Here is a 20,899-nt window from a genome sequence, read left to right as displayed (position 1 = left end):
TAAAATTGATATGGATAACTACACTCAATGGGGAAAGTAAGGGGGAAGGAGAAAAAATGATTTCGTTAGCGATTTCTTTAGTAGTACTTTTATGTGGATATTTGGTGTATGGAACAATAGTTGAGAAAATCTTTGGACCTGATGACAGAGAAACTCCGGCGGTTACGATAAATGACGGAGTAGACTGTGTTCCAATAAAAACGGGCAAGGCCTTTTTGATACAGCTATTGAATATAGCGGGAACAGGCCCGATTTTTGGCGCTCTAATGGGAGCATGCTTCGGACCGGTTGTCTTTTTATGGATAGTATTCGGATCAATTCTTGGTGGCGCCGTTCACGACTATCTGTGCGGAATGATTTCATCAAGAAATAAAGGCGCATCAATAGCGGAATTATCAGGAAAGTACCTTGGCAACAAGGTTCGAATCGGAATGCGCGTATTTTCAATAGTTCTTTTGCTTCTTACTGGAACTGTATTTGTTACAAGTCCGGCAGCTCTTATTGCGAAACTTACGCCTGACATCTTTAGCACGAGTTTTTGGGTAATCGTTATTCTTTTGTATTATATTCTGGCAACTCTTCTTCCAATCGATAAGCTTATTGGTAATCTCTATCCAATATTTGGAATAATCCTCATTGCGATGGCGGCAAGCGTTATGGGCGGAACCATTTTTGGAAACTACACTATTCCTGAGGTTACGCTAAAAGATCTCCATCCGGAGAATCTTCCTATTTGGCCATTTATGTTTATAACTGTGGCCTGCGGAGCTATTTCAGGATTTCACGCTACTCAATCGCCTATGGTAGCCAAGTGCATAACCAGCGAAAAACAGGGGAAAATTGTTTTTTACGGGGCGATGATATCAGAAGCTGTTATTGCACTGATATGGGCCGCTGCAGGAGTTGCATTTTATGGATCAACACAGCTTTTAAACGATGCATTGGCAAATCTGGGCCAGTCCGGAACTGTGTATGAGATTTCAAGGACAATGCTTGGAAGTGTTGGTGGAATCCTCGCGGTGGTTGGCGTTGTTGTATGCCCAATAACATCAGGAGATACAGCATTTAGAAGCGCCAGACTTATTATTGCCGAGATGACAAAGCTTGATCAGAGTAAGATAAAAAATCGTCTTATCATCACGCTTCCGCTGTTAGGCGCAGGAGCAGTTCTTACTCAGCTTGATTTTAATGTGCTCTGGAGATATTTTTCCTGGTCCAATCAGACTCTGGCAATGATCGCACTTTGGACATTTTCAGCATATCTGCTAAAAGAAGGTAAGAGTAAAAAGAGCTCTCTTATAGCCGCACTTCCTGCGACTTTTATGTCAGCAGTCAGCATGACATACATTCTTATGGCAAAAGAGGGATTAAGGCTGTCTGCAGCTGTAAGCTATCCAATTGGAATAGCCTTTGCACTTGCTCTTTTTATCTTTTATTTAATGAAACTGAAAAATAGATACAAACAGTATATTGGATAAAAGTTTTCTAAATATTATTAAATATTTTTAGCTATAGTGGATTTTATCTATGGGCTTTATTAGAATTAGTGTTATAAGATTCATGGATTGGTTTATTTTAAGGTGTGCTGCTTATGGCTAAAAACAGCGACATTTACACGCCAAATATAGTAGTTGATGCGACGGATTATGATGAATTTATGAAAGAAAATCGAAGGATCATAAACCGTTATATTAACACGGTGCTTTGGTTCTGTATTTTTACAGGACCAGCTATTGCTGTGGGCATTTTTTATGGGGTGTTTAATGCTGCCTCATACAGCACCTGCGTTGTGATCTCTGCGAGTATGATCGTAGTGGCTTTTCTTCATCGACAGATAATCAGAGTATGGCCCTATGCGCGTTTTGCAGGTCTAATAGCATTTCTTTGCATGGAAGTGCTCCTGGTTCAAATGACCTACAACCATATTCATGTGAATATTACATGGTTCTTTGTACCATTTTTAAGCACCCTTTTTTGTGAAAGGAAATTATTCATTATTAGCGTAACAACTAATTACATTGCAATGATCATATCTTCGTACATAATTTCTTTTTACAATGCTGATATTATTTCTGTTTATAGCACTAACTTGGAGTTTTTTGCCAATACACTGATGGGATATACCATTGAAACAGCGGTTATGACGGCTTCGGGATTGGCAATCATAAGGATTGTAAGTGGATACTTTGCAGATCTCATTCAAAAGAATCGTGCGACTCGTACGTATGCTACGCAGATTCGTGCTCAGATGGACGTTCTTTATTCCATGTCTGAGGTGTATGACTATGTAAATCTTATAGATTTTAAGGCAATGACAGAATTGTCCATTAAGGATGGAGAACAGGCAAAACCCTTAAGTTTGGGGAACCATGCTCATTCTCTTATGAATCATCATATAAAAGAGAATGTGGCAAAAGACCATCTCGAAGACTTCTGGGATTTTACAAATCTGAAAACCCTCAAGAACAGGTTGTATGGTAAAAGATTTATCTACGGAGAATATATAAATGTAAAGACCGGGTGGTTCAGAGCCCAGTATATCAATATTGAAGAGGACGAAAAGGGGTTTCCGTTACTTATAGTGTACACTGTCCAGAATATAAACATGGACAAAAGAAGGGAAGAGAATCTCATAAAGATTTCTCACACCGATGATTTGACCAAAGTATTTAACAGAAGGTGCCTGGAATACGATCTTTCTGTTTATAATTCAAAGCCTCTTGAAGATGACTTTGTTATAGCTTCTGTGGATATCAACAGGTTAAAGCATGTCAATGACACCTTTGGGCATGCTGCGGGAGATGAGCTTATCTGTGCAGCTGCAAGTGCTTTATCCGAATCACTTGGGGACAGAGGAAAAGTGTACAGGACAGGTGGAGACGAGTTCACACTTGTTATTCATACAAAGGATATTTCTGCTATAGATGATGAAATAAAAAAGAACGTCTCCGCGTGGACTGGAAGCTATGGAGGCAAGCTTGCGATTTCTATAGGTTATGCAGTCCATGCTGATAACCCTGAGGTGGGATTGGAGAAATTAAAAGTAATGGCTGATTCTTTGATGTATGAGGATAAGAATCGTTATTATCAGAGAAATGGCTATGAGAGAAGAGTGAAAGAATCCTGAAGTTTTTCAGGTTGCTTTAAATCAAGTTATATCATTTTTTTTGATGGAAAGGAAAAGATATGGGAAGTCTCACAAAGCGAATTTTATCATGTTTAGCATGCGTGGCATTAATTTTGTTTTGCATTGGCGGAAGCATGTATGTCGTTGAGCGCGAAGGACATCAATACGATGGCGCAGCGCAGGGCTTTGCAGGAGAGATCAAGGTCTCTGTTTTTGTCGAAGGAAATACCATAACAGATATCACATATCAGACAGAGGGCGAGACGCCATCTATTGGAGGAAGTGCCATAAAAGCACTAAGGACAAAGATCCTGAAAACTCAGAATGTGAATATCGATACTATTTCCGGAGCAACTTATTCCTCAAAAGGTTTTTTGTCTGCTGTGGAAATGGCACTTGGAGAGGCTGGTATAGTTGCGGATGGAAGCGGAGCTGGAGCAGGAACAGCCGAAGATTATGAAGCTACTGCTGATGTTGTAGTTGTCGGAGGCGGCGGAGCCGGAATGACTGCAGCGATCACTGTAGCTGAAAATGGTAAAAGTGTAATTCTTCTTGAGAAGAGTGATATTCTTGGCGGAAATACAAGCCGTGCAAGCTCAGGAATGAATGCAGCAGAGACTCATTATGAAAAAGAGCAGGGAATTGAAGACTCTGTAGAGCTCTTTATCGAGGATACTATTAAGAGTGGAAAAGAGATAAATGATCCGGAGCTTGTAAGGACTCTTGCTGAGAATACATCAGAAGCTATTGACTGGCTTGATAAAGAGAATGCTCCTCTTTCAGGTCCTTTGGGAACAATGGGCGGTCTTAGTGCAAAGAGAACTCATCGTCCTGTGGATGCTGAAGGAAATGTTACTTCCGTAGGTAACTTCCTTGTATCAGCTCTTGGAGTAAGACTTGATGAGCTTGGAATTGAAGTAGTGACCGGTGCTGCTGTTAATAAGATAATCATGGAAGATGGAAAAGCTGTAGGCGTATCGGGAGTTGGAGCATATGGCGAAAACATCACTGTTCATGCAAATTCTGTTATCATTGCAACAGGTGGATTTGGCGGAAACATGGATCGTATCGTAGCCCTTCGTCCTGACCTTGCAGGATATATTTCCACAAACGTGGCAACTGCAGATGGTGATGCCATTGACTTCCTGGGCGAAGTTGGTGCAGACTTTGTGGATATGGAGCAGATTCAGCTTCATCCTACTGTAATTCCTACTGATGGAGCACTTGTTGGTGAGGCTTTAAGAGGTGATGGTGCCATCCTTGTAAATAGAGAAGGCGTGAGATTTACCAATGAAACCGGAACAAGAGATGCAGTATCTGCTGCAGAAGTTTCACAGACCGGTGGAAATGTATGGCTTATTGCCAACCAGGAAATGTATGAAGGCTCAGCAGTTATCAAGAAGCTCGATAAGAGCGGATATCTTGTGACAGGTGCAGATCTCGATGAACTTGCAAAGGCCATGGAGTTTGATGCAAATGCCACTGCTGCATTGAAGGAAACAGTAAGTACCTGGTCTTCCTATGTTGCTTCAGGCACGGACGCTGATTTCTCAAGAGATATTGGAACGCCTCTTACAGATCTTTCTTCAGGACCTTACTACGCAGTTAATGTAGGCCCGGGAATTCACCACTGTATGGGCGGTGTAAAGATAAATACAGATGCTCAGGTTATCTCAACAGATGGAACACCAATCCCTGGACTCTACGCCTGCGGCGAGGTTACAGGTGGTATCCACGGAGCAAACAGACTTGGTGGAAACGCTGTTGCTGATATCGTTGTATTCGGAAGAATCGCCGGTGAGAACGCATCAAAGTGATTGATAAAAAACAATAAAAAAAACTTCCAACACAGGGTATATAAAATGTGTTGGAAGTTTTTTCGTTATTTAACGAGTTCTTTTATTGTTTTCCAGTCAGGGCATCTTGTGAAGGCCTTGCTTGGAAATTCACATTCCCTGTTCCATGGTCTGTCAACGACCATTACCTTAAGGTCAGGAAGGTGATCAAAAAATTTAAATGCCATAGGTGAGTCTTCAATGGCATAGTCAAATTTCATTTTGTAGTAATCTTCCAGCTCAAGATTAAATTCGCTGTTCTTGATAAAGCTGTCGCGTCCGTATTTATTAAGGCAAAAGAGCTTAACTCTCTTCAGATCATGTTCGTCGAGCCACTGTCTTGAAGCTTCATAAGCGCTGCTAGGTCTTCCTGTGATGATAGATACATCGTGTCCCTGGTCAATCCAGCTGTTGATAGTCTCTACAGCCCCCGGTGTCTCATCGTAAGAAAGAAGAACCTCAGGTCTGTGACCTTCAATCATCATATCTTCATATTCCTTATCATTAAGATCAAAAGATCTTTTGAGATCAAAGAACTTTATATCTTCGTAAGGCACTTCCTTATTAAACATTTCTTTTACAAGTATGGAAAAGTGCTTGGCAGTTTCACATAAACAATCGTCAAAATCAATATAAATATTCATACTTCGTTTACTCCGTTTTTCTGTTCCGTAAAATGACACATTAAGAGTATACGTATATGAAGTGAATTGGTCAATTCATGTACGCCACTGTTTGGGAGCGGAAATTTGAAAAAATAAGTCAAAAGAACCGTCCCAATGTCGTGTCAATGTCATCAGCAGTCATTTCAGAAACGGGGTTAAACTCATCTGAATCCATATAGCTGTAGATACTGTGCAAAAGAGCTCTTGCTTCAGGATATTCCTGGAGGTCCCAAAGGCCCATGGATGAAGCCATAAGCTTGCCGCCAAGGCACTTCACTTCAAAAAGCTGTGACATTGGGCGGAGAGTAGCATAGCTGTCCATTTCAGTTACAAGTGTGTCCATGTATCTTGGAAGGATGAAAGCTCTTTGTGAAGCCATTGGCCACCACTGGTAATTGGTGAACTCTTCGGTAGGGAAGGTCTTAAATAAAGGATGATCCTTTAAAATGAGCTGTCCCATGGTGCCCTCCTGGTTAGGGAAAGTTCCAACTGACCAAAAGTCCGTAGAAAACTGAGCTTTGGCAGAATGTGGAAGAGCTTCTTCTGTTGAGTGGGGAGCAAGGAATACTTTGCCGCCACCTTCCAAAATCTTTATTGCCTTTTCATCAAGGACTTCAGTTTCGTATATTGTGTCAGGGCAAACTGGCTTATCATCTGGGTAAACCCACACAGGGTAAGTGTTTCGAATATCGGTGTTTTCATAATAAACAACCAAATCCAGCCTTTTAGGAGAAGTGTAGTCTGCTAATGGTATTTCAATTGTTCCCACATTTGTTAGTGTTCCTGCAGGGCAATGAACTTCATCTAATGTTCCGCTTTTGCAGGTATTGTCAGAGGTGGCCGCGGAACTGTCTGAATGCTCGCAGAGGGCATATTTTACAGGTAAAAAGAAATCATCCTGGCTGTAATTGGCAAATAAAACATCTGCTTTTATCACATCTCCTGCAACATAAGTGTATCTGTCAAGAAGAACCAAAAGCGCTTTGGAAGTAAAAAAGCTGTTGAATCTTGAAGGCTCTGCAAATGGAAATGCTTTTGCTTCAAGGTGTGAATTGAGCATTCCTACAAGAGCTGTGCCCTGTCCCGGGAAGTCCTGAAGTCCAAGAAGAGATAAGCCTGACATTTCAGGAGTTCTCATGACAGCTTCAACCTCTTCGCGATACCCTATTAAGGCAAGCGCACCTGTTGCGGCGATTCTCTTTTTCCATTCTTTATCTGATATACCAAGGGCTTTTAATTTATCCTTTACAATGCTGTAATTATCTGGCTTTGTAACACCTTTGAACTCATCAATCTCGTCAATATCAGGAGAAACCTCGTACTGACCAACTTCGAAACCAAATACAGGTTTGTCATAGTCTTTTCTGAGGTCCTTCATAATCTCTGAGAAGTTGTTTTTTGCATTAGGATAAGTCTTGTTAAAAAGACCTCTAACTCCGGAAAGACGGATGTGCTTGTCCTTAAAGCGGGCAGAAGTGTAGAAGTCGCTCTCTTTATCAACTCCGTTTGCGCCATAGAAGTTGTTTGATCCCCAGGCAAAGAGGCGGGTGTTGTCAGTTCTTTTGGCGATTGATAAGAGTTCGTGCATGTAGTCTACGCCCTCTTCATCTGTTATGAGCTCATTTCCGAGAGAGAGCATGACAAAAGAAGGGTGGTTTGCGTAGGTCCAGAGGATTTCGAGAAGCTCTGTCTGATAATAATCCTTGCTTTCGCTGCTTTTAAAAGCGTCCCTTGGATTCCAGTGGGAGAGCTCAGGCTGCATCATCATACCAAGCTCGTCAGCTGCAGAAAAAGCTGCTTCCGGAGGACACCAGGAGTGGAAACGCATGCAGTTTACGCCATATGAAGCGTAGGTCTTGAGGATATTGGTCCAGCTTTCCTTGTCCATTGGAGGAAAGCCTGTTTCAGGGAAAACAGCGCAGTTGGCTTCGCTTCTAAGGAAAAATCTGCGGTCGTTTATTGTAAGTCTTCCCTCGCTATCGTAGGAGAAGTCCCTTATTCCAAAGCGGACATTTTTCCTTGTTATTTCTTTTGTATCAGACAAAAGGGATACAGTAAGGTCGCAGAGATTGCCCTTTCCTTCATCCCAGAGGTTGTCTCTGTAATTATCGGAAAGTTCAAGATCTGTGAGTTCTATGACAGTGCAGTCGTCGGATGGATCAATGTCTACCGCTGATTCGATGGTGTCTGCAAGGTATGGACAGCTAAGGACAAGGCTCATGTTTGAGGCGCTTACAGCGTTTTCAGCTACATCTATAACAATGCGGACATCAAGTTTGTTTCCGTGAGGGTAGACCATAATGTCAGATAAAAAGATATTATCTCTTTCCTCTACGTAGATGTCGCCTATTATTCCGTTCCAGTTAGTCTGGGTCTCATCTGTGGCTGCTGAGGAAAAGACAATGTCTTTGTAAGGAAGTCCCTGATAGGAGTTGTCGCAGGTGAAGGTGATGGTGCTTCCTTTGTGAAGGATGCCCGTAACTTCGAAAACGTATGGAGTGCTAAGGCACCCGCTGGCGCTTGGAATGTCTGTGCCATCGATATTAAGATAAAGAGCGCGGGCTCTTTCTGCTATGATAAAGAGTCTTTTGTCAGAAGAAGGCTCTTCATCAAAAGTTCTCTGAAATGTAGCCACGCCCTCATATGTATAGAGTCTTGTGAATCGGGAGTTGATCCTTGGGTCAGTCTCTGCATCTTTTTCCATGTGTTTGTTTCTGTCTTCAATGTCCGGATGCCAGGGCTTTGCAACTTTGTCATTATTTCCAATCCCGTTGGTATCAAGGGTTCCGGGAAGCTGCCCTTGCTTTTGAACCTGGTTTGCAGTAATCGTCCAATTGCCTGTTAGATCATATCTCATAATTTTCTCCTCTTCTGTATTTAAGCGGTGTGGTGCCGTTTTTCTTTTTAAATGACTGGCAAAATGCGCTCTCGTCGCTAAATCCAACCTTTTCAGCAATATCACTTATGCTCATATCCGTTGAAGATAAGTAGTATTTGGCGGACGAAAGCCTTGTATCAATAATGAACTGGTGCGGAGTCACGCCTGTTTTTTTCTTAAAAGCCCTGAGAAAGTAGTAGCTTGTAAGACCTGCGATCCCTGATAGTTCATCAATTGAAATGTTTTCTGAAAAATGATCGTTTATGTAGCTTAAAACCTTTTGGAAATTCTCGCTGTTTCCGATGATCTGGGTGTTTTCTGATGTCAGCATTAAGTTCAAAAGATTGTGGATCATCAGCGAGTAATCGCCCTCGGAGCATTTGTTTTTACTCTCATTCATGGACTCAATTATCTTGTGGCAAAGACTCTTTATGGGCTGCAGGTTCTGTGGGGTTAAGATGTTTCCTTTGGAATTAATTATGGCTTCGTAGAAGTCCTTGCTCATGTTGCCATCAAAGTGGATCCAAGAGATGGTGGTTTTCACAAGGCTCTTATAGGAGTGAGGCTCATAGCAATTTATCAATAAAATCTGACCGGGATATACTATGTATTCTTTTCCGGAAATGCGGGCTGTAAGTTCACCGGTTTCAACAATTATCATGAGGTAACTGTCATACCTTTCACGACTCAGTTCATACCCGGGAAGGTATGTGAACCTGCCTGCCACAACCGGATAGAAAAAGAGCTTTTGAGCCATGGCAGAGGCATAGTGAAAAAAGTATTCGGAATCCCTTGAAACGTACTTTTCTGTAGATTTCATAAGCGTTTCCTCAGCTTGAAAATATTTCTTTTAACATAGAGGAATTATAGCACTGACAGATAGCTCATACAATAGAGCAATATTTTAACAAAAATCACCAATTTTTTCACTTGATGATAACTTTGGGGTAAATGAAAATGTAAGTAACTAGTCCGGGGCTTTTTCTGAATAGTTATGAATGAAATAACAATAGTATCCGCAAAGGAGAAGAGATATGATAGAAGCAAAAATCTGGGAAGAGAGCGTACTAATCCCAACTTACGAGGTCGGAAAGCCTGATATAAATCCAATGTTTTTGGAGAAGAGAGTGTATCAGGGAAGCACAGGAAAAATATATCCTTATCCTTCAACCAATGAGATCAGCCGCACCAAAAAGGATGTGGCCTGGAAGGCAGTTTTTCTTGAGAACGAGTACATAAAGGTGATGATCCTTCCACAGCTTGGAGGCAGGATCCAGAGGGCCTATGACAAGACAAACGGCTATGATTTTGTCTATTACAATCAGGTGATAAAACCAGCTCTTGTCGGACTTACGGGGCCATGGATCTCAGGAGGCATTGAGTTTAACTGGCCTCAGCATCACAGACCTACAACTTATTCTCCTGTGGATTATAAGCTTGCGCAGAATGACGACGGCAGCGTTACTCTGATCACAGGCGATGTTGACCAGATGTATGGAACAAAAGAGATAACCAAGTTTACCCTTTATCCGGGGAAGGCTTTCATAGAGATCACAGGGCAGCTCTACAACAGAACACCGCTTCCTCAGACTTTTTTGTGGTGGGCTAATCCTGCGGTTTCTGTAAATGACTACACACAGTCAATTTTCCCGCCCGATGTTCATAACGTGTATGACCACGGAAAACGCGCTGTTTCAAGATTCCCTATCGCAACAGGTGAGTATTACAAGCATGATTACAGCGAGGGTGTGGATATTTCAAGATATAAGAATATTCCTGTGCCTACTTCATACATGGCTGAGAAGTCTGATTTTGACTTCGTTGGAGGCTATGACTATAAGAAAGAGGCAGGTCTTTTGCATGTTGCTGACCATCACGTATCTCCGGGCAAGAAGCAGTGGACATGGGGCTGCGGTGACTTTGGAAAAGCGTGGGACCGAAATCTTACAGACGAAGACGGCCCATATATCGAGCTTATGACCGGCATGTTCTGCGACAACCAGCCTGATTTTTCCTGGCTCAAGCCCTATGAGGAGAAGGTATTTAAGCAGTACTTTATGCCCTACAAGAAGGTTGGCCAGGTAAAAAATGCTACGATCCATGCGGCGCTTAACGTTGAGGTAAAAACTGACAAAACGCTATATATCTGCGTTTATGCAACCGAGAAGTACAATGACGCAACCATTTCAGTTCTATATGGCGGCGAGACTCTTTTTTCAGAGAAGGTTGCTATTTCTCCTGTGGATATCTGCGAGCGTGAGCTTGAACTTGGCAAGATCCTGGCAGGAAAAGTGACTAAAGAGGACTTTGATAAGAGTAGGATCAGGGTGACAGTTACAGATAATATTTCGGGAAAAGAGCTTGTTTCATACAAGATTCTTGAAGAAAAAGACCCTGAGTTTGCTGAGCCTGCAGAGGCTGTAAAAGATCCATGCGATATTCAGACCAATGAAGAGCTGTTCCTTGCAGGTAATCACATTGAGCAGTATCGACATGCAACATTTTTACCTGACCCATATTACCTTGAGGGCTTAAAACGTGATCCCGGGGATATCAGGATCAACAATGCCTATGGACTTCTTTTGCTTAAAAGAGGCAGATTTGACCTTTCGGAGAAGTACTTCAGAAAAGCAATCGAAAGGCTCACAAGGCTTCATCCCAATCCTTATGATTCAGAGAGTTTCTACAATTTGGGACTATGCCTCTTTTACCAGGAAAAATATGACGAGGCCTACGACGCCTTCTATAAGGCAACCTGGTCAGATGAGCAGAAGGAAAAATCTTTCTATTACTTGGCAGCCATTGTAGCAAGAAAGCAAGACTATGAGACGGCCCTTGACCTGATAGACGAGGCTCTCGTAAAGAACAGTCATAGCACAAAGGCGAGAGCTTTAAGGGCAGCTATTCTCTACAAACTTGGAAGAAAAACCAAGGCCCTCGACTATACCTGCGAGAACTTAAAATACGATACATTTGATTTTGTGTCAGCCTATATCAGAACTTTACTTGTGGGCGAAGGAACTAAGGAGTTTAGGAATTTCACAAGGAACTTCCATGAGACCTTCCTTATGGTGGCAAGGGACCTTGCTGAAGGCGGATTCTATGAAGAGGCTGTAAGCGCCCTTGATATTTACGACGGTGATAATCCAATGGTCCATTATTATCGCGGTGCATATTTGGAGAAGCTGGGTGAAAAAGAGAAAGCTCTTTTGGCATATAAGAAAGGTGAAAAGGCAGTTCCTGACTACTGCTTCCCTAATAAGCTCGAGGACATCGCAGTATTGAAGGCTGCGATTGCCGCAGATAATGAGGGCTCAAAAGCAAGGTACTATCTGGGATGTCTGTACTATGACAAGCTTCAGTATGATCTGGCAATTGAGATGTATGAAGCTTCCCTTGAAATATGCGATACCTTCCCGACTGTTTTAAGAAATCTGTCAATTGCCTACTATAACAAGAAAAATGATCCTGAGAAAGCACTTAGGTGTCTGGAAAAAGCCTTTGCCCTTAACAGGCAGGATGCAAGAGTGTTCCTTGAGCTCGACCAGCTCTATCAAAAGCTCAACAGACCTTTGAAGGAGAGACTTGGGAAATATATGGAAAACATTGGTCTTATCGAGAAGAGAGATGACCTTTATACAGAGTATGTGACACTGCTCAATTCGCTTAAGATGCATGAAGAGGCCCACGAGAGGATCACAGGCCACAGCTTCCAGACCTGGGAAGGCGCAGAAGGAAAGATCACAACTCAGTTTAAGGTGTGTCTTTTAGAGCCGGCAAAAGAGATGATAAAAGAAGGTAAGGCAGGCGAAGCAAAAGACAAGCTCCTTGAGGCTCTTTCATATCCTGAAAATCTTGGTGAAGGCAGGCTTGAAGGCACAAAGGATAACCACATTTATTACAACCTTGGCTGCTGCTATGAGATGACAGGTGACAGTGAGAAGGCAAAAGAGTGCTTTGAAAAAGCTACACTTGGGGCCATGGAAGTTGCAGGAATGATGTACTATTACGACCAGCCTGCTGATATGATCCTTTACCAGGGACTTGCTTTTGAGAAGCTTGGGAATAAAAGAGAAGCCAATTCAAGGTTCTATAAGCTCCTTGATTATGGACAAAAGCACCTGCACGATAAGTTTAAGATGGACTATTTTGCTGTATCAATGCCGGATATGTCAGTGTTTGACGCAGATATGGACAAAAAAAATAAAGCCCACTGCTATTATCTCATGGGCCTTGGATACATAGGCCTTGGAGATAAAGAAAAAGCAATGGACTGCCTTAAAAAGGTTATTGAACTGGATAATACGCATCAGAATGCATATATTTATTCAGAGTATTCACTGTAATTATTAAGGAAATGATGGCGCTTTCCATCAGGTGTCTTGTAGGCAATAAGGGCGTTGAGATGAACATTCTCCACACTTTTGAAGATATTTGCTTCTATGTAAGGGCTCTTATTGCGAAGCTCCATAATAAGCTCTTTTACCTCGGCACGTTTGCTGACAGTGGATGCATCTTCACTGTCGGCAAGCCTTTCTGTCATTCTGCAGGCGCAATTTATGAATTTAAGATTGTTATAATTCATCCACTTGATAATATCTTCTTCTCTAATGAGGTATAGAGGTCTTATAAGCTCCATGCCCTCAAAATTTGTGCTGTGGAGTTTGGGCATCATGGTCTGTATCTGACCGCCGTAGAGCATTCCCATAAGAATAGTAGTGATGACGTCATCGTAGTGGTGACCTAAAGCTATCTTGTTGCAGCCAAGCTCTTTTGCCTTGCTGTAAAGGGCACCTCTTCGCATTCTGGCACAAAGATAACAGGGGGAACCCGTGATCTCTTTATCTACAACCTGAAAAATATCTGATTCAAAAACGGTGATAGGAACCTGCATGATCCTTGCGTTGTTTAAGATGTTTTCATAGTTGACATCGTTATATCCCGGATTCATTACGAGATATTCTACTTCAAAGTTCTTTTTACCATGCCTTGAGAGCTCCTGAAAAAGTTTAGCCATCAGCATGGAATCTTTTCCACCTGAAATGCAAACCGCAATCTTATCACCATCCTGAATAAGTTCGTAGGTGTTTATCGCCTTTGTAAACTGGCTCCAAAGCTCAGGCCTGAACTTTTTGATGATGCTCCGCTCAATCTCTTTGCATCTGATAGTGTCTTCTTCGCAAATCTCAATATTCTTATCGTTGTTTGCGTCTTCATTTATTATAGAGTTAAACATATCTTTTCCTTATTATATAAATCAAAAAACCTGTAAAGTGTCTATGAATGTTATCATACTTTTTTTATCTATTCAATGGTGCCAGAAATAATTAAAGGAAGTATAATTGAGGAAGAATGTGCAAATGCAAAAGTTTGCGAGGAGGATCATATGAAGAAAAAACTTATTGGAATCATGTTGGCCTGTGCATTTTTAGTTTCTGCATGCGGGACTGATTCGAAAAGTGCGGGTGAGGGCACTTCTTTAGGAACTACAACAGAAGAGGCGTCAAAAGATGCATCGGAAGATGTCCAGACTTTGGCTGAAACAGAAACTGAGGCAGATGCAGCTGAGGCTACTTATGCAAACTTCCTTGCGAACAAGGCAAAAGTTCATATAAATCAGGACAGGGACTTTGGAACATATTTTTCTTTTGAAAAGGATAAAGACTTAAATTATACCCTTGAGGAACTTACCAATGTAATTATTTCCAATTATCTTGGGCAGTTCGAGGGAGCCAAGATTGAGCTTGAAGGAATCGAATATTCCTACCTGGACTGTGGAAACGACGGCAATGAGGAACTGGCAGTCTGCATTCACACACCGTCTCTGGATGATTGGGCTGAGTACCTTATTATAAAAGAAATTGATGGAAAGCTTGAGTGCATTTATTCCAACGAGGGATGGTCACGAAGCAGAGTTGGCATCAATAAATACGGATATATTTATGGTGACGGATCAGGTGGAGCTTCCAATCATTATTTTGAAAAGAGCTACATAGATGCCTGTGGAACCTGGCATTATATCTACGGTGATGAGACCACTGTTTTTGATTGCTCTGATACGGAATATCCCGGGGATATCTGGGGCGGTGAAGGCGAGCATGTAAGTCTTGAAATGCCGCTTCCCGGAAGCTTTGTTTTCTTTAGCTTTGATTTTAATAATACAGAAGATGAAAAAGACAATGTATTCAGTTACGCGCAATATAGCGGCGATTATGAGAATGATAATGGTCTTGGTGGATATTTCTACTGCAAACTAATTGAAGACGATGGAATCTATGATGATGAGTATCCTCTGAAGAGGTTCTATGATGCTGTAGGGATTGAGACTATTTCTATAAAAGAACTCAATGAACTCATTAAGGAGAAGGCAGAGGCTGAAGGATTTACACCTGAAATTGCAAGCGCTGAGGATGTTGAATGGAAGGAACTTGAGTACACTTTTGATCCTGACATTGAGACCTTCAATTCTGACAATTTCATTGAAACAAGTGCCTTTTTCCCGATATATCTTTCTCTCAGAAATAATGAGGATGCAAGCACAATCCTTCATATAAATGCTGATGGCAGTATAGAAGGTTCCTACTATTCATCTAATTATTCAAGTGAAAATGGAAATGAGTCAAAAAAGAACGAGTTTACAGGCAAATTTTCATTAAAGAAAAAGGTTAGTGACACCGAGTTTACGATCACTCTTTCTGACCTTACCCTCAAGAATGAAGCAGGGACTGAGGTTGTAAAGGAGACAAAGACCGGAGTTAAGACTCACACATATTTTGTGACACCACCTGGAGTGGATGACGATGGCAAGAATTTTACATTGTATCTGCCGGATACTCCGGTTTCTTCACTTCCTGATGAAGTGTTAAATGCCCTTGGTGATTACTGGCGAGAACAGCTTAGTGAGCGCGAGACCATAGGCAAGTGTATTCTTTTTGGAAACGATGGTAAAAAATATCTTTGGCTGGAGTTTTGATTGTTGTATAATCGAAATTAATTTAGGCCAGATTAGGGTCAGGTTTTAAGCGATAAGGAGGAGTTTATGAGTACTAGAATTGGAATCCTGGGTTATGGAAACCTTGGTAAAGGTGTTGAACTTGCAGTTAAGGCTGCTCCAGACATGGAGCTTGTAGCTGTGTTTACAAGAAGAGATCCTTCTTCTTTAAAGATAGCAACAGAAGGAGTTCCTGTTGTTTCTGTTAAGGATGTTGCTGATTATAAGGATAAGATCGATGTTATGATCCTTTGCGGAGGAAGTGCAACAGATCTTCCTGTTCAGACTCCTGAATATGCAAAGCTTTTCAACGTAGTTGACAGCTTTGACACACACGCAAGAATTCCTGAGCATTTTGCAAACGTAGATGCTTCTGCAAAGGAAAGCGGCAAGATCGCAGTTATCTCATGTGGTTGGGATCCAGGAATGTTCTCACTTGCAAGAGTTTATTCAAATGCCATTCTTCCGGATGGAAAAGATTACACATTCTGGGGCAAGGGAGTATCTCAGGGACATTCAGATGCTATCCGCAGAATCAAAGGCGTTAAGAATGCCAAGCAGTACACAATCCCTGTAGAGAGCGCTCTTGAGGCAGTTAGAAACGGAGAGAATCCTGAGCTTACAACAAGACAGAAGCACACAAGAGAGTGCTTTGTTGTTCTTGAGGAAGGCGCAGATGCTGCAGCAGTAGAAAAAGAGATCAAGGAAATGCCTAACTATTTTGCTGATTATGACACAACGGTTCATTTCATCAGCGAAGAAGAGCTTTTAAAGAAACACAGTGGAATGGCACACGGCGGATTTGTGTTCAGAAGCGGCAAGACAGGCGCTGACAAAGAGCACAACCACATTATCGAATACAGCTTGAAGCTTGATTCAAACCCTGAATTTACAACAAGCGTTCTCGTAGCAGTTGCAAGAGCAGCAAAGCGTATGAACGATGAGGGTCTTAAGGGATGCAAGACAATACTTGATATTCCACCTGCTTATCTTACAGACAAGAGTGGAGAAGAGCTTAGAGCACATCTTCTTTGATGCAGGGTATAAACCATGAAAACTAAGAAGCGACTGTCTATTAGAAGTAAAATACAGATAATGGTCATGGCGATCATTGTCGTAGCTCTTTTGATAACTAGCACAGTTAGTGTAATTAGCATGCTCAGAATCAGGTCGCAGGCAAAAGACATACTGAAAGCCAGAATGGAAAGAAATCTTTCTAATACAGTAGTGAACAAGGCAACTTTAGCCAATGCTGAGCTTCTTAGATATGCGGAGTATACAAAAGCTCTTTCGGATTATATATCTGAGCTTTATGGATCGCCGGAGAAATATAAGCCAAGGGAGGTTTTACCTCCCCAGCCCCTTGATAATAACAAGGAAGTGATGAAAAGATATCTGGCTACAAGGGAGATTTCCTACGAAGATGTTAAGGATGAGATAGGTCTTTTGGGAAATGCCGAGCAGATATTTGTTCCTGTGTATAACAGTGACATAAGCAATATTGTAGCTATTTATCTGAGCACAGAGTCAGGTATTCAGATATCCTATGATGCTGATTCCGAGATGACAGCCAATAGTGATGGCAGCGAAGTTTATTATAACTATTACGGCAGAGTATGGTATGACCTGGCCAGGGAAAAAGGACAGGTCTGCTTTACCGATGTCTATATGGATGATTATAACAGAGGCATGATGATCACATGCGCAGCGCCCTTTTACAGTGAACTTGGTGAGTTCAAGGGCGTTGTGTGCATGGATATGCTTATTGACGATCTGTATTCAGCTATTGTTGATTTTGATGTTTTGGCAGGTGACGGCGACTATGCTTTCCTTGTGGATGGCAAAGGATATGCAGTCTTGCCCAAATATAAGGACCTGAACATCAGAGATGACAAAGAGATGAATGATGAACTCATAGAAGCTATCATGTCCGGGGAAACAGGGGTAACTTATTCTGAAATATCAGATTGCTATTTTGCATATTCTCCAATAGAGAGTACCAATTGGAAATTGTGCATCAGAGTACCGCAGAGTATGATCTTGGAGCCGGTTCAGGATATGAGTTCCAAGATTCTTTCAAGCATGGTCTGGTTTATTCTTATTTTTATCCTGGTAATTTTAATGATCACGGCTATAGTGAGAAGTTTTGCGCTTAACTTTACGGAGCCGCTTTTTGCGCTCAGGAAAGATGCAGAAGAGATCAGTAACGGAAATCTCGAGCATGTGGCCAAAATTTACAGTAATGATGAGATCGGAGATCTGGCTGTGAGTTTTAACAACATGGCTGTTTCTCTTAAGGATTACATTGCCAATCTGACGGCTATGACCGCAGAAAAAGAGAGGATTGGAGCTGAGCTTTCTGTAGCTACCAAGATCCAGGAAGACATGCTTCCCAGAAAATTCCCGGCATTTCCTGACAGGCATGAATTTGACCTTCATGCTACCATGGATCCTGCTAAAGAAGTAGGTGGCGACTTTTATGATTTCTTTTTACTGGATGATGATCATATAGTTCTGGTAATGGCTGATGTTTCCGGAAAGGGAGTTCCGGCGGCGCTTTTCATGGTCATTGCCAAGACACTTATCAAGAACAGGGCATTTATGGGCGGTTCTCCTTCAGAGATTCTGGAGTATACCAATGAACAACTCTGCAGCAGCAATGATTCGGAGATGTTTGTTACTGTGTGGATAGCTATTATTGAGATTTCCACAGGTAAAGGAATTGCTTCCAACGCGGGCCACGAGCACCCTGTCATAAAGAGGGCCGGTGGTGACTACGAGCTTGTGGAGTATCGACATTCACCTGCCGTGGCTACAATTGAAGGTTTACATTTTAAGGAGCATGAATTTGAGCTTCACCCGGGGGACAACATTTTTGTGTATACGGATGGAGTACCTGAGGCTACAAATTCAGAGAATGAACTCTTTGGAAATGAGCGGATGCTTGAAGCTCTCAACAGGAATAAAGATAGCAATTCTGCAGAAATATTAGAAAATATGAAGCTGGCGATAGATGAGTTTGTCGGGGAGGCACCTCAGTTTGATGACATAACTATGCTGGCATTTAGATATTTTGGAAAACAATAACGGAGGACAGTATGAACAACCAGAAAATTGGAACAAAATGTGTGCAGGCGGGCTACACACCGGGAAACGGAGAACCTCGTCAGATACCTATTATTCAGTCAACAACATTTAAGTATGACACAAGCGAAGATATGGGTAAGTTATTTGATCTTGAGGCTTCAGGATATTTTTATACAAGACTTCAGAATCCTACTAATGACCACGTTGCTGCCAAGATTGCAGCTTTGGAAGGCGGAAGCGCAGCAATGCTCACTTCTTCAGGCCAGGCAGCTAACTTTTTTGCACTGTTCAATATCTGCGAGTGCGGAAGCCACATCGTAGCATCATCTTCAATCTATGGCGGAACTTTTAATCTTATCGCTGTAACAATGGCTAAGATGGGAATTGAAGTTACTTTTGTTTCACCTGATGCTGATGAGGATGAACTTAACGCAGCATTTAAGGAAAATACAAGGGCAATGTTTGGAGAGACAATTGCAAACCCTGCTCTTACGGTTCTTGATATCGAGAAATTTGCGAAGGTTGCACATGCTCATGGAGTGCCACTTATCGTAGACAATACTTTCCCAACTCCTGTTAACTGCAGACCTATTGAGTGGGGAGCTGATATAGTAACACATTCTACAACTAAATATATGGATGGCCACGGGGCAGCAGTTGGAGGAGCAATTGTTGATGCCGGCAAGTTTGACTGGATGGCTCATGCAGATAAGTTCCCGGGTCTTACACAGCCTGATGAGTCTTATCACGGAATTGTTTACGCAGAGAAATTCGGAAAAGAAGGCGCATTTATTACAAAGTGTACATCACAGCTTATGAGAGACTTTGGATGCATCCAGTCTCCACAGAATGCATTTATCCTTAACCTTGGACTTGAGTCTTTGCATGTTCGTATGCCAAAGCATGTTGAAAACGGACTTGCAGTAGCTAAATTCCTTGAAGGTCATAAGAAAGTCGTTAAGGTTAATTATCCGGGACTTGAATCTGACAAGTACTATGAGCTTGCCAAGAAGTATCTACCAAACGGTGGTTGCGGCGTAGTATCATTTGAACTTGAAGGCGGAAGAGCTGCAGCAGAAAGTTTCATGAAGAAACTTAAGATAGCTGCAATAGAAACTCACGTTGCCGATGCAAGAACATGTTGCCTTAACCCTGCAACATCTACACATCGTCAGCTTACTGATGAACAGCTTGAGGCAGCAGGTATCCCTGCAGGCCTTATCAGAATCTCCTGCGGACTTGAAGACTCTGCAGATCTTATCGCAGACATCGCTCAGGCACTGGAGTGATAAAGGAAAAAACATAAAAGCAGCTGTGAAAAATGTTTTCTCATTTTTCACAGCTGCTTTTATGTTGTGGATTAGTGTGAGCATACTTCAGTTGTCGGTTCATCATTTATTAAACAGATCAAAAAATTGGTGAAAACAGATATATGTATCAGGAGCAATAGTTCATTTATTAGAAAAGCTGAAGTTGCGGCTCCGTACGCCACCATTGACTGAGCCTGATGGAAACGCCGTCTATACCTCGCCGACGGTGAGGATGATGGGAACAGTAGTTAGATTCATGCACCGTCGAATTCAGCATTTTAGCGTTTCCCTCAGAACCCGTCAATGGCAAGCACCTTCGGTGTGGCTGCTTTTAATTGCCTCAGGCTCTGAATCCGAGAACAGTAGGGGCGGCTACTTTCAAGGCTCCATGGACGCAGCTTTCGCATGCTGCATACAAAGCGTTACAGAATTGCTTTGACATATAGCTTGTTTTAAATAGCTCGGCCCCACGCAATAAAACGTGATTTGGGCATATTTCCTGTTTTCCAAGATTACCACATCCCTCGCCAATGTTTTTGACTTGCGCTTTTGGGTATATACGGCATATTTGAAGTTTACACATCCTTTTATAGATGATTGATTGTCTCGAATCACTCATCCAATGGATGTGTAGTTCTATTTTTTCGGCTTGGATAGAGTGGGATAAGTATTACAAATCTTTTGCTGTTATCCTACATCGCAGCATGATCGCTATGACATAATAGGATAAACGTTACAGTTTTTTTGATCTTATCCCACATCTCAGTTAATCCCGCTATAATCCCATATATATAAGACATCAATTGCTTGTAAATTGCTGCTCACGCTTTCATATTACGATTTCCCTTCAATCCTACCTAATATATTGCAATTCTTAAACATTTGTATGGATCATTATGCTCATTCAATCCATATCATTCCGTCCGTATAACAGTCCATATTTAATGGAGATAGTTATTCTGGGCATATAGCGCTTTATAAAGCTTCCAGCCACCTCTGATTTTTA

Annotated in this window: 12 protein-coding genes; 8 read left to right on the top strand and 4 right to left on the bottom strand. The window is 41.9% G+C overall.

Annotated features, from left to right (window positions below; all coding sequences use genetic code 11):
- Window positions 1–56 precede the first annotated feature (56 nt).
- The 3 genes from G585_RS0111545 to G585_RS0111535 all read left to right on the top strand — a co-directional run bounded on the left by G585_RS0111545 (window position 57) and on the right by G585_RS0111535 (window position 4,944).
- Window positions 57–1,478 carry a carbon starvation CstA family protein gene (locus G585_RS0111545; RefSeq protein WP_022775160.1) on the top strand — a complete coding sequence of 474 codons (1,422 nt, stop codon included), beginning with the start codon at window positions 57–59 and terminating at the stop codon, window positions 1,476–1,478.
- 113 nt (window positions 1,479–1,591) lie between these two features.
- Complete coding sequence (locus G585_RS0111540; RefSeq protein ID WP_022775158.1) at window positions 1,592–3,127, top strand: GGDEF domain-containing protein; 1,536 nt, start codon at window positions 1,592–1,594, stop codon at window positions 3,125–3,127.
- A gap of 134 nt (window positions 3,128–3,261) precedes the next feature.
- Window positions 3,262–4,944 carry a flavocytochrome c gene (locus G585_RS0111535; protein WP_022775157.1) on the top strand — a complete coding sequence of 561 codons (1,683 nt, stop codon included), beginning with the start codon at window positions 3,262–3,264 and terminating at the stop codon, window positions 4,942–4,944.
- 65 nt (window positions 4,945–5,009) lie between these two features.
- Here G585_RS0111535 and G585_RS0111530 read toward each other — a convergent pair whose 3' ends face one another.
- The 3 genes from G585_RS0111530 to G585_RS19025 all read right to left on the bottom strand — a co-directional run bounded on the left by G585_RS0111530 (window position 5,010) and on the right by G585_RS19025 (window position 9,325).
- Complete coding sequence (locus G585_RS0111530) at window positions 5,010–5,606, bottom strand: 5' nucleotidase, NT5C type (RefSeq protein WP_022775155.1); 597 nt, start codon at window positions 5,604–5,606, stop codon at window positions 5,010–5,012.
- 118 nt (window positions 5,607–5,724) lie between these two features.
- Window positions 5,725–8,484, bottom strand: coding sequence for a glycoside hydrolase family 2 TIM barrel-domain containing protein (locus G585_RS0111525; protein ID WP_022775154.1), 2,760 nt, complete (start codon window positions 8,482–8,484; stop codon window positions 5,725–5,727).
- The gene (locus tag G585_RS19025) at window positions 8,474–9,325 is read right to left on the bottom strand and encodes an AraC family transcriptional regulator (protein WP_022775153.1); all 852 of its coding nucleotides are present in this window, start codon (window positions 9,323–9,325) and stop codon (window positions 8,474–8,476) included. Before G585_RS19025 ends, G585_RS0111525 begins: the two co-directional genes overlap by 11 nt.
- Before the next feature lie 214 nt (window positions 9,326–9,539).
- On the opposite strand from G585_RS19025, the gene G585_RS0111515 reads away from it, so the two are divergent.
- Entirely contained in the window at window positions 9,540–12,851 is a 3,312-nt protein-coding gene (locus G585_RS0111515; RefSeq protein WP_022775151.1) for a tetratricopeptide repeat protein, read from the top strand.
- On the opposite strand, the gene G585_RS0111510 is transcribed toward G585_RS0111515, so the two are convergent.
- A complete protein-coding gene (locus tag G585_RS0111510; RefSeq protein ID WP_022775150.1) occupies window positions 12,830–13,741 on the bottom strand; it encodes a tRNA 2-thiocytidine biosynthesis TtcA family protein in 912 nt (303 codons plus the stop codon). The genes G585_RS0111515 and G585_RS0111510 overlap by 22 nt on opposite strands.
- Before the next feature lie 150 nt (window positions 13,742–13,891).
- Between G585_RS0111510 and G585_RS0111505 the strand changes: the two genes are divergently transcribed.
- The 4 genes from G585_RS0111505 (at window position 13,892) to G585_RS0111490 (ending at window position 19,872) form a co-directional block, all read left to right on the top strand.
- The gene (locus G585_RS0111505) at window positions 13,892–15,478 is read left to right on the top strand and encodes a hypothetical protein (RefSeq protein WP_022775149.1); all 1,587 of its coding nucleotides are present in this window, start codon (window positions 13,892–13,894) and stop codon (window positions 15,476–15,478) included.
- A gap of 66 nt (window positions 15,479–15,544) precedes the next feature.
- Window positions 15,545–16,531: a diaminopimelate dehydrogenase gene (locus tag G585_RS0111500; protein WP_022775147.1), complete on the top strand. Its 987-nt coding sequence runs from the start codon at window positions 15,545–15,547 to the stop codon at window positions 16,529–16,531.
- Window positions 16,532–16,546: 15 nt separating this feature from the next.
- Window positions 16,547–18,583: a SpoIIE family protein phosphatase gene (locus tag G585_RS19020; protein ID WP_022775146.1), complete on the top strand. Its 2,037-nt coding sequence runs from the start codon at window positions 16,547–16,549 to the stop codon at window positions 18,581–18,583.
- Window positions 18,584–18,594: 11 nt separating this feature from the next.
- On the top strand, window positions 18,595–19,872 hold the full coding sequence (locus tag G585_RS0111490; protein ID WP_022775144.1) for an O-acetylhomoserine aminocarboxypropyltransferase/cysteine synthase family protein: 1,278 nt from the start codon (window positions 18,595–18,597) through the stop codon (window positions 19,870–19,872).
- The last annotated feature ends 1,027 nt before the right edge of the window (window positions 19,873–20,899 follow it).

This window comes from Butyrivibrio sp. AE2015 (assembly GCF_000420825.1).
Taxonomy (GTDB): Bacteria; Bacillota; Clostridia; order Lachnospirales; family Lachnospiraceae; genus Butyrivibrio.
This window is presented reverse-complemented; position numbering and strand designations above follow the sequence as displayed.